This is a genomic window from Boseongicola aestuarii, from assembly GCF_900184815.1.
GTDB lineage: Bacteria > Pseudomonadota > Alphaproteobacteria > Rhodobacterales > Rhodobacteraceae > Boseongicola > Boseongicola aestuarii.
The window spans coordinates 209,452-224,190 of sequence record NZ_FXXQ01000002.1; the positions used below are offsets into that span (position 1 = coordinate 209,452).

Sequence of the window (14,739 nt, forward strand, 5' to 3'; positions counted from 1 at the left end):
TATGACCCTTAAGATCAAAACCTTGATGGTCGGAGCAAGCGTGCTCGCTCTGACAGCCTGCGGCGAAGGCCCTGCCTTCGACAGCTTCAACTCTGAAGCCGGTGCGTTCATCGACGAAGGTGGCTTCGGCAACCCAACGATGAACAATACGCAAATCCACAACGGTGACCTGACGTTCCTTGCGAACCTCAATCAGCGTTTCACTTCGGAAGTTCCCACAATGGTGACTTTCGAGTTCGACGAATCGACACTTGATGCGGATGCACAGGCGATCTTGCGCGAGCAAGCCGACTGGATCCGTCAGTTCCCGGAAATCCGCTTCAGCGTCTTCGGACACACTGATGCGGTTGGCTCAAACGCCTATAACCAGGCCCTGGGTCAGCGTCGCGCCAATGCGGTCGTGAACTACCTGGTCAGCCAAGGCGTGAACCGCGCGCGTCTGAAGGCCCTCGTGTCCTTCGGTGAAACGCGTCTGGCCGTGTCCACAGACAATCGCGAGCGGCGCAACCGTCGGACTGTCACAGAGGTGTCGGGTGTTGTTGAAAACGCGCCAATGGTTCTGAATGGCAAGTACGCCCAGATCATCTTCCGCGAATACGTGGGTAGTGCACGCGCTCCATCCGCGCTTGGCGGCGGACTGGCGGCGATCAGCGAATAAAAAGCACCAAAAACATTGTTTCAAAGGGCGGCCAATGGCCGCCCTTTTTGATTCAACCGTAGCAGAATACCGAATAATTACGATTATTTGGCCACAATGTCGCCCGTATTGATGGTCAATGTCGTCTTCAAGGGAAACCTGCGCGCCCATTTTGGGTGCCGTTTCTCAACCGGATTGGTGGGTTCCGTGTGGTTCGGGCCCGAGCCGGAAACGAAGGACGTAGGGTATGACGAGCAACGCGGCATTACAGGAAGAGGCAGCACCGATCCGTGCCTGCACAATTAGCCGAGATGTTCAGAATTTCGATCTTCTCATCGAAGATATGGAAGCTGAGTGCGGTGAAAGCTGGGGTGATCTGTCTTTTGAGGATGCAGAACTCTTCATGAAACAAACCGAGGCGGATTCACTCGAATTCGTTGCCATAGCAATTGACCAGGAAGACGAAACCAACATCGACGCTGTCAGTGAACTGGTGAAATTCGCCGTATCGCAGGGCGTTCGCGTCATCGTCATCGCTGAAGAAGTCAGCCCGATTGCACTTCACCAACTCCTGAAACTGGGGGCTGCGGAATTCGTGCCCTACCCTCTTCCGGACGGCGCGCTTCATGACGCGCTCGAACGGATGCGCCGCACGGCTGAAATGGCGTCGCAAGAGGTGCCGGATGCGCTGCGCACCAAGATCAAGGCCACCGGCGATCGTGACGGTGTTGTTCTTCCCGTTCAAGGACTTGCAGGCGGCACAGGGACCACGACCTTCGCCGTAAACCTGGCCTGGGAACTTGCCAATCTTGAAGTTGACGGCGAACACCCTCGCGTCTGTCTTCTGGACCTCGATCTGCAATTCGGTTCGGTTTCGACCTACCTCGATCTTCCCCGCCGCGAGGCCGTATTCGAGCTGCTGCAAGACACGGGCTCGATGGACAGTGAAAGCTTTATGCAGGCGTTGCTCACCTTCAACGAGAAACTGCACGTTCTGACCTCGCCAAGCGAATTGATCCCCTTGGATATGATCGGACAGCAGGACGTCGAAAAGCTTGTCGAAGTGGCCCGTACGAACTTCGACTATGTGGTCATCGATATGCCCCACAATGTCGTCATGTGGACCGAAACAGTCTTGAATGCGGCACATGTCTACTTCGCGATGACCGAACTGGACATGCGATCGGCACAAAATACGCTGCGCATGATCCGCGCACTCAAGGGCGAAGAACTGCCCGTGAACAAGCTGCGCTATGTCCTGAACCGCGCCCCGAAATTCACTGATCTCACCGGCAAAAGCCGCGTCAAACGGATGGCGGAAAGCCTCGACATCAAGATCGAAGTCCTGATGCCGGATGGTGGCCGTCAGGTCGTACAGTCAAACGACCATGGTGTCCCTCTGAGCGAAGTGGCGGCAAAAAACCCGCTGCGCAAAGAGATCCAGAAACTCGCAGAATCCGTCCACGAAACAAACCTCGAAGCCGTCGCAGGCGTTTGAGTGAACAAGGAGCAAGCCGTTGTTTTCAAAATATAAGAAAACCGGTGGCCAGGGTGGGGAACCCGGCACGCCAGCACTGAAGAGCATCCCAGGTGGACAGGCCGATTTGCCCGTTGCCAAGGAAACTGCTCCCATCACCCCGGCTGAGAACCCGACCAAACGGCGTCAGATGAGCCGCATCCCGGCTCAGGTTGCGCCAGTCGACAAAGAGAAGAAACGCAAAGAGCGTCTCGGAGATATCAAGCTTGAGCTGCACAAACGGCTGCTCGACAACCTGAACCTCGGCGCACTGGAAACCGCCAGCGAGAACGATCTGCGTGCGGAAATCGTCGCAATTTCGGGCGAGGCCCTGGATGAGATGGGCGTCGTTCTGAACCGCGAAGAGCGTCAGACCCTCAATCAGGATCTCTATGACGAAGTGACGGGCCTTGGCCCTCTAGAGCCGCTTCTGAAAGACGATACGGTCAACGATATTCTGGTGAACGGCCCGCAACAGGTCTTTGTGGAACGTTCGGGTAAACTCGAACTGACCGACACGACCTTCAAGGACGAGCGCCACCTCCTTCGGATCATCGACAAGATCGTGTCGGCCGTTGGCCGCCGCGTGGACGAATCGAACCCATACGTTGACGCGCGTCTCGCTGATGGTTCACGCTTCAACGCAATGGTCCCACCGATTGCGGTAGATGGATCACTCGTCTCGATTCGTAAGTTCAAGAAAGAAAAGCTGGCGATCGACGATCTGGTCAACTTCGGTGCCTTCACCGAAGAAATGGCCGCCTATCTTCAGGCCGCGGTCGCCTGCCGGCTAAACGTCATCGTGTCCGGCGGTACGGGTTCTGGTAAGACCACGACGCTCAACGCGCTGTCGTCTTTCATCGATAACGACGAACGCATCCTCACAATCGAGGATACGGCGGAACTTCAGCTTCAACAGACACATGTAGGCCGCATGGAGAGCCGTCCACCGAACGTGGAAGGTAAAGGTGCTGTGACCCAGCGCGATTGTCTCCGCAACGCGCTTCGTATGCGTCCCGACCGCATCATCGTCGGTGAGACGCGAGGCGAGGAGGTCATCGACATGCTTCAGGCGATGAACACAGGTCACGACGGCTCCATGACCACGATCCACGCCAACTCGGCGCGCGATGGTGTGTCTCGTCTGGAAAACATGATCTCGATGGCCGGCATTGAGATGCCGCTGAAAGCCTCGCGGGCTCAGATTTCCTCGGCTGTGAACCTCATCGTACAGGCCTCGCGCCTTCAGGACGGTTCGCGCCGGATGGTTTCGATCACGGAAGTGACCGGCATGGAAGGCGAAGTGATCTCTATGCAAGAGATTTTCCGCTACCAGCGTGTGGGCCTGACACCCGACAATAAGATCATCGGTCACTTCACGGCGACCGGCGTGCGCAGCCACTTCTCGGAACGGTTCCGCATGTGGGGCTACGATCTTCCCCCGAACATCTTTGAACCCTTCGCGGCGGAGTAATAGCACATGGTTATTAGTGCAGAACCGATTATCTATGGACTTATTTTCCTGGCTGTTCTGGCTCTGGTACAGGGCATCTATCTGACGGTTTTCGGCAAATCGATCAGTCTGAACAGTCGCGTTAATCGCCGTCTCGAAATGCTCGAACGTGGCGCTGGTCGCGAGCAGGTGTTGGAACAACTCCGCAAGGAAATGTCCCAGCACATGAAGTCGAAAAGCATCCCGCTTTATTCAATTTTGGCTGAAAAAGCGCAAAAAGCGAACATCGCCTTTACCCCAAGCCAACTGATCATGGTGATGGGTATTCTGGCGGTTGTGTCATTCGTGCTGTTGACCTTCGGCACGACTGCCTCCTTTGTCATCCGTGCCGTTTTGTCGGTGATTATGGGTGTCGGCGCGGTTTTCGTCTGGGTAAACAATACAGCCAAGAAACGCCTTGGCATGATCGAAGAACAACTCCCGGACGCTGTTGAACTAATGGTGCGCAGCTTGCGCGTTGGCCACCCGTTCACATCAGCATTGCAAATCGTCGCCAAGGAAGTCCCCGACCCGCTCGGCTCGGAAATGGGCGTGATCTCGGACGAAAGCGCCTACGGGCGCGACGTCGGCGAAGCCCTGAAACACATGGCCGAACGCCTTGATATGCAGGATTTGCGCTTCCTGGCGGTTGCCGTCACTATCCAGCAGACCTCGGGTGGTAACCTCGCCGAAATCCTTCACGGGCTGGCAAAGGTTATTCGCGCTCGCTTCAAGCTGTTCCGTCGCGTTAAAGCGATCACCGCAGAAGCCAAGTGGTCGGGCATGTTCCTGTCTGTATTCCCGATTGGTGCCCTTGTGATGATCAACGTCATTCAGCCCAATTACTATGACGAGGTCAAACAGACCGCCGTCTTCATTCCGGCCTGTCTGGTCGTTGCAGCCTTTTTGGTGGTGAACGTATTCGTCATGAAATCGCTTGTGAATATTAAGGTATAGGCCCGATGGAAAAGATCTTTGAACTCTATGACACGGCTAATGCCCTGCTGACCGAGCAGTTTGGCGAACTCGGGCCGCTTCTGGTGATCGGTGTCCTCGGGCTATTCCTGATCCTCCTGACATTGCCGACGCTGTTGAAAAAGCAGCACGACCCGCTCGACAAACTGCGCGCGGCGGCTCAGGCAAGCGCAGAGGTCGACGCAGGCGACGGCAAAAAACGTCTTCGGGCCGGTAAGGGCAAAGGCGCCAAGCTGGCAAAGTATTCGGGCTTCCTCGAACCGCAGGATGAAAAAGAGTACTCCGCTGTTGCGCTAAAGCTTTTGCAGGCGGGATATCGCAGCAAGGACGCGGTGCGAACCTATCACTTCCTTCAGTTTGCGCTGGGAATCGCGTTTCTATGCATTGGCATTATCTATGCGATCTACACCAGCGCAACGGGTGAACCCACGACACAAGCGCTCATTCTCTCGGTGATCATTCCAGGCGGCGCTGGCTATATGATGCCGAAATACTGGGTCACACGGCGTCAGGCCGAACGCGAAGAGGAAATCACCAACGGATTTCCCGATGCCTTGGACATGATGCTTGTCTGCGTGGAAGCCGGTCAGTCTCTGGACCAGTCCATCATCCGGGTGAGCAAGGAAATTCGCGCAGGTTACCCCGCTTTGGCTGATGAATTCGAGATCGTTGCGCACGAGATGAAAGCCGGTAAGGACAAACAACAAGTCCTGCGGGATATGTCCGAACGTGCTGGCGTCGCCGACGTGGCCAGTTTCGTGACCGTTTTGATCCAATCGGCCAGCTTTGGTACCTCGATCGCGGAAGCCTTGCGGGTTTATGCGTCCGAAATGCGCGATAAACGGGTCATGCGGGCCGAAGAGAAGGCAAACAAGTTGCCTACCAAGATGACCCTTGCCACAATGATGCTAACAGTGCCGCCGCTTCTGATCATTCTCATTGGTCCGTCGATCTATGGCATTGCACAAACGCTGGCGAAGGCAAACTTCTAAGGGGCAAAATGCATCTCAGGGTTCTATTCGTCGGGAGTGCCGCTCTGGCTCTCCTGACGGCCTGTGAGGAAACCGGCGGCCTTCAACAGGCCGCCGACAGTCCGTTTGCGCCTGGCGCAGGGGCGGGCGAAGTGGCAGAGGCCGATTTCGTGGATGGTTTGACGGTCGGTCACCGGCTGATGGCTTCCGGCGAATATGAACTCGCCCTCAGGGCTTACTATCGCGCGGCCGCCGAAGAAGGCGTCAACGTCGATGTGCTCTCCGCGATAGGCTCGGCCAATCTGCAACTCGGCCGCCTGAACCAGGCTGAACAAATCCTGCGGCGCGCCGTTGAACTGGACGAGACTTTTCCGCCCGCGTGGAACAACCTGGGCGTTGTGCTGATGGAAAAAGGCGAATTCGGCGAAGCAAGTCGTGTTTTTCGTATCGCATTCGCACTGGATAGCGGTCAAAGCGCGGAAATTCGCGACAATCTGCGCTTAGCTCTCGCAAAACTTGGTGATCCGACTTATTCTGAGCCCGAGAGCGATTTCCGCCTGGTGCGGCGTGGTCCCGGATTTTTCCGGATCCTCGAAACACCCGAGACCCCGTAAAGAGGGCAGACAAGCGGAGCCGAGCAGCAAAAGGGACTGAGCATCATGTGCCGGTACTACATTTCACTTGTCGCCATTGGCGCACTAGCCCTGACGGCCTGTGGTCCGCAGGGTCAATCTGACGAAGAACTGGCTCAGGCCTTGAAAGACGTCAATGTCATTGACGAAAGCAACCTGAACGACGTCATGCTGACGGTCGCGGACCCTGACGAGGCGGTCTCGTATTTTCAACGCGCGCTGGCAATAAATCCAAACCGTATTGACCTGGCACGCGGCCTGGCGATTTCGCTGGTTCGCGCCGGCAAGGCGACGGCGGCAGCTTCCGCGTGGTCAAAAGTTCTTGCAATGCCCGGGGCGACAAACGAGGACCGCGTCGAGTACGCGGACGCGCTTATCCGCTCGAACCAGTGGGACCGCGCCGAAGCAGAGCTCGACAAGATCCCGCCGACCCATGAAACATTCAAACGATACCGCCTTGAAGCGATGATCGCGGACAGCAATAAGGAATGGACGAAAGCGGACAGCTTTTACGAGATTGCTGTCGGTCTTACGACCACGCCTTCCGGAACCCTGAACAACTGGGGCTACAGCCAACTGACGCGCGGGAATTACGCCGAGGCGGAACGTTTGTTCGGCGAAGCCCTGACCTATGACACCACAAGCTTCACGGCGAAGAACAACCTTGTCCTCGCCCGCGCCGCGCAACGCCGCTACGAAATGCCGGTGGTTCCGATGACCCAGATTGAGCGCGCTCAGCTGATCCACACAGCCGCGCTGTCCGCGATTAAACAGGGTGACATCGCCACCGGAAAGAGCCTCTTGCAGGATGCGATCGACACGCATCCACAGTTCTTCGAAGCGGCAGTCAGAAGCCTGGAAGCCCTTGAAAACACACCAACAAACTAGCAGGACGTCTTAGCGATGGTAACCACTTGGACCGAGGCAGTATGGTTCTTGCCGTTCGTCATTCCGATCGCGATCTGGGTCACCTGGAGCGATATGGCCTCGATGAAAATTCCCAACAAGGCCGTTCTGGCCTTGATGATTGTGTTTGCGGTCATCGGCCTGATTGCCCTGCCATTCGTGGATTACCTCTGGCGTTGGGCTCATTTCGCCGTCGTTCTGGTCATCACCTTTGTGCTGAACGCGTTGCGCCTGCTGGGTGCCGGGGACGCCAAATTTGCCGCCGCAATGGCACCCTTCATCGCCCTGCCCGATTGGTATCCGTTCATGTTCCTGCTCGGAGCGACCCTGATCGCCGCGTTCATCGTCCATCGCGTCGCAAAGGCCACTAGGATCCGCCAGATGGTCCCCGACTGGGAAAGCTGGACAAGGCGCGAATTCCCGATGGGTATGGCGCTGGCCCCGGCCCTGGTTTTTTACCTGGCTATCGCCTTGGCTCAGGGCTGAGTGATTGAATACAACACGTAAAGCTCATTGTCCCTGATCGGGGTCAGCGTGTAGTCGCTGACCTCAAGCTCATTGACCATTAAGGCGCGCGCTGCAGTCACAAAAGCACATTTCGGCGCAAGCACGTAGTCTGCGGTCTCCATGCCGGACAGATTCCCATAGTACCACGGCGCGCCATGCTCCAGCGGCGCGAAGTCACCAAACAACCAGAACGCGGACACGAGATCGGTCACAAAAAGCTGACTCTCCGAAGGGAGATCCGCGCGCGCGAGGTCTGCACTGATTTCTTTGAGCCAGGCGGCCATTCCTGCCTGCATCTCGCATTCGGGCAACTCAACGCCCGCAAGAACCGTCGGTTCCTGTCGCGCCGCTGCATCACGATACTTGTACCAGGCAGTTCCGCGAATATCGAGTTCGACCAGCGCAGTCACCGTGTTTCCTCGATCTGACCGGATCATGATATCGGAATGCTCGGATAGCGCGGGCAGCATCGGCTCATACCTGGAAATGTCCTGTGCGGAATGGCGGAGCGGCGACATCGCCAGCGTCATGGCCGATGGCAGGAATATCAAGACTGTGGCCGCGCTCAGCGTCGACAGTCCGGTATGGATGTCCATCCCGTGTACCACGCGCTCGCCCGGTGCCGGACGCAGAACCACCATCAACGCAATCATCGGAGCAAGCCACTTCGGATCATTCCCGAAATTCTGATACGTAATAAAGAAGCAACCCGGTATGAGCAGCGAAAGCCCAAGAGCTTCTGCGCGATGGCCTGCACGACTGATCAGCAGATAGATCATAAGCCCAACAGCCGTCGTCGCGATCGTGCTTGCTTGCGAAAGCAACTCAACGAAGGGCGTACCTGCGTGCGGTCTGACCTCGGACCCCGAGACGGTCAGCAGATCGCCAACGTAGCGCAGCCAGAAATCGAACCCCAACAGAACAAGCGCGCCAATCGCGGCAAAAGCCCCGGTCACCACGGCAGCACCGACAACGGCCCACCGTTTTTTCAACAAAAGGACAACGGCAATTCCCGGCAGCAGGGCGACAAAGAACGTGACCTTCAGGAAGACAAAGAATGAAAGCCCAAGGCCAACCAAGATGCCATCAATCAATGGCATGTCACGACCGCGCGCAGGAGCAAAAGCCAGGAGTATGACGATCGAACCCACGGCCCAGGCCCAGCGATTGTAGTGCATGGAAATAGACAGGCCCGGCTCGCTTCCGCCAAAGCTCAAAGCCAGCACCAAGGCGAGGGTAAACCAAGCGAAAAAGTAACCGGTCTTGGGCGTAAGCCGCGACCAAGTCGTGTAAAAAATCGCAGGCAAAAGCACAACAGCAACAAGGACTTGCGACCAAAGTATCGCCTGCCCAATGCCGTATCCACGCGTCAGAAAAAACTCGATCGGCAGAAACGACAAAACCCCCAGCGGAGTCATGAAATCTATATGCGGTACCAAGCCCTGTTCCATTCGGAACAAGATATCCAGCAAGTGAAACGTGTCGCCTTCATGCGCCGAGATCAGCAGCACACCATGGCGCATTCCGAACCAGGAACACCCCAACAGAGTGACAATAAGAATTGAAAGTACAATAAGGGGATTTGGTCTGCTCATTCCCCATCCTTTTTCCATTTTTTAGCCACAATAGCCGGTCATGTTCCGGTCAGCAAAGGCTTGGCATGGGTTATTGTTCAAAATTGGGCAACAGCTGGCTAAAGAATTTTTTGGATGAGGCACGGGTAACTCAGATGAATATGGAAACTTCGAACGTCATGGCCCCACCGGCTCCTCGGTCGCTGGAAGGTATGAAGCTGCCGACGGTCATGATGCGGGATATTGTATTGAAAACAATGTTCCGGATGAACCTGGATATGGTGACAGAGATCGCAAAGGCAATCTGCCTTCCTATCCCGGTGACGCAGGAATTGATTGATTTGGCGCGCGATCAGCGTCTGCTCGAAGCCACTGGTACACTTCACGCAAACTCCGGCGGTGAAATGGGCTTTCAATTGACGGACGCCGGGAAAGCCCGCGCGCTCGACGCTCTCAGCCAGTCCGAATACTACGGCGCAATGCCGGTCCCGCTGGCTGTCTACTCCGAGCAGGTCAAGCGCCAGTCGATCCGAAATATTCAGGTCTCGCGCGATCAATTGAACGGTGCGATGGGCCATCTCATACTCCCCGAGGAACTGCTTGACCATTTGGGACCCGCCGTCAGTGCGGGACGTTCGGTCTTGATGTATGGACCTCCCGGCAACGGTAAATCTTCGATCTCGAACGGTATCCGCGACGCGCTTGGCGACAAGATCTATGTTCCCCGCGCAATCGAATATTCGGGTCAGGTGATTACTGTCTATGACCCGATCGTACACACCGCCGCAGAAGAACAAGTGGACGATCCGAATTCACTGCGTCGCACGTCGGGCCGCTATGACACGCGCTATGTGCTCTGCGACCGTCCGACTGTGATTACCGGTGGTGAGCTTTCGCTTTCGATGCTGGACCTTGTCTACAATCCGACCGCGCGCACCTATCAAGCACCTTTGCAGCTTAAATCTACCGGTGGCGTCTTCATCGTGGACGACCTTGGCCGTCAGGAAGAACCGCCGCAGGCGCTGGTGAACCGCTGGATTGTTCCCTTGGAAGAAAACAAGGATATCCTCGCGCTGCAATCAGGTGAGAAGTTCGAGGTGCCCTTCGACACGCTTGTGATCTTCTCCACCAACTTCCACCCGAACGAGATCTTCGACAAAGCGGCGTTGCGCCGGATCTTCTTCAAGATCAAGATCGACGGTCCGGATCAGGAGGACTATCTCAAAATCTTCGCCATGGTCGCACGGAAACGCAAGATGCCGCTGGATGAAGATACGTTGGTTTACCTGATCAAGCACAAGTACCCGACGATCGACAACATCTACGCGAACTACCAGCCGATCTTCCTTGTGGACCAGATGATCGCGATCTGCGAATTCGAGGGCATCCCATACCAGATGTCACCGGAATTGATCGACCGTGCCTGGGCGAACATGTTCGTCAAGGAAGAGAAGATCGTTCACTAAGTAAACCTTGGACGGTGGGGGACCAGGTCCCCCGCCGCGCTGACGCGCGACTCCCCTTGGGATATTTATCGCCAAAAAGAAAGGCCCGGGTTTCCTCGGGCTTTTTTGCGGACTACATCCTTTGATATGTCCGCCATCCCGCCTTCCTTTCACAATTGGTTCGCCTCTCGCGGTTGGTCGATCCACCCGCACCAGACAGAAATGGCCGAGCGCAGCGACGCCGCGTCCCTTTTGCTGATTGCCCCGACAGGAGGCGGAAAGACGCTTGCCGGGTTTTTGCCAACCCTCGCCGAATTGGCGCATGGTGACCGAAATGGCCTCCACACAATTTATGTCTCGCCTCTGAAAGCGCTGGCAGCAGACATTCGAAGGAACCTCGGGACACCCATCGAAGAGATGAACCTGCCGATACGCGTGGAAGATCGGACCGGAGACACGCCCGCATCGCGCAAAAAACGCCAGCGCGCCGACCCGCCGCACATTCTGTTAACTACACCTGAAAGCCTCGCGCTGCTTTTGACCTATGAAGATGCACCGCGGATGTTTTCCGGTCTTTCACGCGTGATCATCGATGAAATTCATGCCCTTAGCGAAAGCAAACGTGGCGATCAACTGATGCTCTGCCTTGCTGAACTGCAGAACCTCGCACCAGCCGTGCGGCGCGTCGGCCTATCCGCAACCGTCGAGAACCCCGCCGCGATCGCTCAATTCCTGGCGCGTCACCCAGATCCGTGCCCGGTCCTTTATGCAGACCCGGGACCTCCGCCCGACATTTCGATGCTTGAAACCGAGGAGCTCCCCCCTTGGTCAGGCGGCGGCGGCAAATACGCAATTCCGCGCGTTCTGGACGAGATCAAAAAGCACAAAACGACGCTTATCTTCCACAACACCCGCGCACAGGCCGAGATTTTTTTCCACGAGCTTTGGCTGGCCAACGATGAGAGCCTGCCTATCGGCATCCACCACGGCAGCCTATCGCGTGAGCAGCGCGAAAGGGTCGAGGCGGCCATGGTTCGCGGTGATCTGCGCGCCATTGTCGCGACAGGTTCGCTGGACCTTGGGATCGATTGGGGCGATGTCGACCTAGTCATTCAGATCGGCGCACCAAAGAACGTCAAACGGCTGGTCCAAAGGATCGGGCGGGCAAATCACACTTACAACGCGCCGTCCAAAGCCATGATCGTCCCGGCCAACCGGTTCGAAGTTGTTGAATGCAGCGCCGCTCTGGCAGCCGTCCGCGAAGCCGATCTGGACGGCGAACCGCGCGGGCGGGCTCCGCGTGACGTACTGTGCCAACACATCCTGATACGCGCCTGCCGCGGTCCATTTGACGCGGACGCGCTCTATTCGACTTTCTTGACGAGCGGCACATTCGCCTGCCTGACGCGACAGGCCTTTGACCGCTGTCTCGATATGGTCGCAACCGGTGGCTATGCTTTGCGCGCCTATGACCGATGGCAACGTCTGAAACAATTGCCCGACGGACGTTGGCAATTGCGCGACCCGCGTGCTGCCCAACAGATCCGCATGAATCTCGGGACCATACAGGACACCGATACGCTGAAAGTCCGTCTAAAAGGCAGAGGTTCGGGAAGGCCACTCGGAGAAATCGAAGAAGGGTTTGCAGCAACACTGACACCCGGTGACACCTTTTTGATCGGCGGACGCGTCGTGCGATACGAGGGCCTGCGAGAATTAACTGTCGAAGTCACCAGACGCGCCGACAAACCGCCAAAAATCGCGACGTTCATGGGGACAAAATTCGCCACCTCCACGCAACTGTCCGAGCGTATCCTGAAGACCTTTGCGCGGGACAACTGGCCGGAACTTCCGCCACATACCGCCGATTGGCTGGCGCTTCAAAAAAAGGTCTCCAAGCTGCCGTCTGCCGATCGGCTGTTAATCGAAAGCTTCCCCCACGATGGTCGCCACCACACCTGCGTTTACGGATTTGCAGGTCGCAACGCGATGCAAACGCTTGGCTTATTGCTTACCGAGCGTATGGAAAAAGCCGGGCTTGATCCCCTTGGATTCGTCGCGACCGACTATGCCGTTCTGATCTGGGGTCTAAATCAAGTGCCGGATGCGAAAGCGCTTTTTGATCGTGAAACGCTGCGTGAGGATTTCGAGAACTGGCTTTCCGGCAATGCCGTGATGAAGCGCACGTTCCGCGCTTCAGCCACCATCGCCGGACTTCTAGAGCGCAACTGGGGACATCAACGACGCACCGGGCGGCAAACGAGTTTCTCGTCCGACATTCTCTACGACACGCTCACGAAATACGACCCCGATCACCTGATGCTCGACATTACGCGGGACGAAGCGATGAAGGGGCTTGTGGACTATGGACGTATCGAAAACATGCTCGAACGCACCAACGGGCGGGTCGACCACGTCATCCTGAACCGGGTCACGCCGTTGGCAGCGCCGTTGTTCCTTGAACCCGGACGGGTGCCCGTCATGGGAGAGGGACGCGAAAGACTGATAGAACGGGAAGCCGAAAGATTAATGCAGGCCGCTGGCCTCGAAAGTCTGCCGAAGGAAAACAAACGGGCTTGGCGCGTTCCATATTAGGCTACCGCACGAACCCCGGCGCGGTCATCCCTATGAATTTTCAGTCACGTTTCAGTAAGGTTCTGCTCATCAAGCAAGGACCAGCGCAACACCGGCACTTGCAATTATCACTGTCAGGCATCAAGAACGAAGCATGAACGATACGATCGAATTCTGCGGCGAAATGGTCGACTTGCGCCCATCCGGAGCCATGTTCTGGCCCACGGCCGAAATGCTGGTGGTTTCCGATCTTCACCTCGGGAAGTCCGAACGCATCGCGCGCCGGGGCGGCACACTCCTTCCGCCGTACGAGACCACGGAAACACTCACGAGACTTTCAGACGAGATCTACGCGACGCGTGCGAAAACCGTTCTTTGCCTTGGCGACAGTTTTGACGACCGAATGGCCGCACACTCACTGGATGAAAGCCACCTTGCGACCCTGCAAAAGTTGCAAGCGGGAAGACGCTGGCTCTGGATCGAGGGAAACCATGATCCCGGCCCGCTTGGGCTTGGTGGGACGACGCTTTCCGAGCATTTCCAAAGCACTCTGACATTTCGCCATATCGCCAAGCCACAATGCGAAAGCGGCGAAATATCAGGGCACTACCACCCCAAAGCCTACATCAAGTCCGCGTCACGCAGATGCTTTCTGGTCGATCAACGCCGAATGATCTTGCCAGCATTCGGTGCCTATACCGGCGGCCTGAACTGGACCACACCGGAATTGCGCGGTCTCTTTTCCGACACCGCAACGGCCTATCTGACCGGTCGCCGCATTCTCGCTGTTCCTATGCCACGGATCATTGCAACCGACGCCTAACTCTGCGGTACTTCAAATCCTGCGGTCTTGTGGCTGCCGTCGCAAAACGGTTTGTTCCTGGACTGCCCGCAACGACACAGAAACGCCCGCGTTCCACGGTGCAAGCGATGCCCCGTCCCCGAGGTGATCTCCAACGATCCGCGTGCTTCAAGAGGGCCGTTTTCATGGCCGATGATCTCCAAGACTTCCCCGGCATCATCGCCCGGCGCGTCCTTGCCCGTCGCCGCTGGCTCGCCGGTTGCCGCGAATTTTGCCTCCACATGCGAATAGTCACAAAACGGTGGATTTTTGGTTTGCCCGCACCGACACATCGTTGCACGCGTTAGTCTTTCGCCTCCAACCACAAGGTTTCCATGAAACGCATTCGGCCCGTTCTCCAGGACTGCCGCGCGATTAATACCCGGCGCGGTCTCATCTGCTTGCGACTGGAGGCGACGAAACGTCAACGCCCCGGACGGACAAGTGCGGATCATCGCGGCGATTTCTTCAGCCGGCGCCGCATCGGGTGACACCCAAGGCCGCTTTGCCGGGTCAAAGACCTGCGGCAACTTCAGGAAACAGTTGCGCGCATGAATGCAGCGATTCATCTCGAAGCCGATCTCGATCGCTTCGCCTTTGTAAGTCTTTGCCATGCCCACCTCTCGCTATTCCCAACCAACGCACTCGATTGGTGGCGCGAGGTCAAGC

General features: G+C 56.8%; 13 protein-coding genes. 11 read left to right on the top strand and 2 right to left on the bottom strand.

All coding sequences use genetic code 11. The features are described from left to right. The first annotated feature begins 1 nt into the window (after position 1). The 8 genes from BOA8489_RS03975 (at position 2) to BOA8489_RS04010 (ending at position 7,615) form a co-directional block, all read left to right on the top strand. A complete protein-coding gene (locus BOA8489_RS03975) occupies positions 2 to 658 on the top strand; it encodes an OmpA family protein (protein WP_093972691.1) in 657 nt (218 codons plus the stop codon). Positions 659 to 884: 226 nt separating this feature from the next. After that, positions 885 to 2,135: a CpaE/TadZ family protein gene (locus BOA8489_RS03980; RefSeq protein WP_093972692.1), complete on the top strand. Its 1,251-nt coding sequence runs from the start codon at positions 885 to 887 to the stop codon at positions 2,133 to 2,135. A gap of 19 nt (positions 2,136 to 2,154) precedes the next feature. Next, entirely contained in the window at positions 2,155 to 3,627 is a 1,473-nt protein-coding gene (locus BOA8489_RS03985) for a TadA family conjugal transfer-associated ATPase (RefSeq protein ID WP_245813656.1), read from the top strand. A gap of 6 nt (positions 3,628 to 3,633) precedes the next feature. Next, a complete protein-coding gene (locus BOA8489_RS03990) occupies positions 3,634 to 4,602 on the top strand; it encodes a type II secretion system F family protein (RefSeq protein ID WP_176440204.1) in 969 nt (322 codons plus the stop codon). 5 nt (positions 4,603 to 4,607) lie between these two features. Next, a complete protein-coding gene (locus BOA8489_RS03995; RefSeq protein ID WP_093972693.1) occupies positions 4,608 to 5,612 on the top strand; it encodes a type II secretion system F family protein in 1,005 nt (334 codons plus the stop codon). 8 nt (positions 5,613 to 5,620) lie between these two features. Beyond that, complete coding sequence (locus BOA8489_RS04000) at positions 5,621 to 6,205, top strand: tetratricopeptide repeat protein (RefSeq protein WP_093972694.1); 585 nt, start codon at positions 5,621 to 5,623, stop codon at positions 6,203 to 6,205. Between the two features lie 45 nt (positions 6,206 to 6,250). Further along, complete coding sequence (locus BOA8489_RS04005; RefSeq protein ID WP_093972695.1) at positions 6,251 to 7,111, top strand: tetratricopeptide repeat protein; 861 nt, start codon at positions 6,251 to 6,253, stop codon at positions 7,109 to 7,111. Positions 7,112 to 7,126: 15 nt separating this feature from the next. After that, entirely contained in the window at positions 7,127 to 7,615 is a 489-nt protein-coding gene (locus tag BOA8489_RS04010) for an A24 family peptidase (protein ID WP_093972696.1), read from the top strand. Here the strand turns inward: BOA8489_RS04010 and BOA8489_RS04015 are convergent. Beyond that, positions 7,606 to 9,231, bottom strand: a complete 1,626-nt coding sequence (locus BOA8489_RS04015; RefSeq protein WP_093972697.1) for a hypothetical protein — start codon at positions 9,229 to 9,231, stop codon at positions 7,606 to 7,608. The two genes, BOA8489_RS04010 and BOA8489_RS04015, sit on opposite strands and share 10 nt — an antisense overlap. 134 nt (positions 9,232 to 9,365) lie before the next feature. Between BOA8489_RS04015 and BOA8489_RS04020 the strand changes: the two genes are divergently transcribed. The 3 genes from BOA8489_RS04020 (at position 9,366) to pdeM (ending at position 14,052) form a co-directional block, all read left to right on the top strand. Further along, positions 9,366 to 10,676: a DUF8689 domain-containing protein gene (locus BOA8489_RS04020; RefSeq protein WP_093973036.1), complete on the top strand. Its 1,311-nt coding sequence runs from the start codon at positions 9,366 to 9,368 to the stop codon at positions 10,674 to 10,676. Between the two features lie 126 nt (positions 10,677 to 10,802). After that, positions 10,803 to 13,250 (top strand): ligase-associated DNA damage response DEXH box helicase, encoded by a 2,448-nt coding sequence (locus BOA8489_RS04025; RefSeq protein WP_093972698.1) that lies wholly within the window; start codon positions 10,803 to 10,805, stop codon positions 13,248 to 13,250. A gap of 133 nt (positions 13,251 to 13,383) precedes the next feature. Next, positions 13,384 to 14,052 carry a ligase-associated DNA damage response endonuclease PdeM gene (gene pdeM, locus BOA8489_RS04030; RefSeq protein ID WP_093972699.1) on the top strand — a complete coding sequence of 223 codons (669 nt, stop codon included), beginning with the start codon at positions 13,384 to 13,386 and terminating at the stop codon, positions 14,050 to 14,052. On the opposite strand, the gene BOA8489_RS04035 is transcribed toward pdeM, so the two are convergent. Continuing rightward, the gene (locus BOA8489_RS04035; protein ID WP_093972700.1) at positions 14,049 to 14,684 is read right to left on the bottom strand and encodes a CDGSH iron-sulfur domain-containing protein; all 636 of its coding nucleotides are present in this window, start codon (positions 14,682 to 14,684) and stop codon (positions 14,049 to 14,051) included. The two genes, pdeM and BOA8489_RS04035, sit on opposite strands and share 4 nt — an antisense overlap. Positions 14,685 to 14,739: the final 55 nt, after the last annotated feature.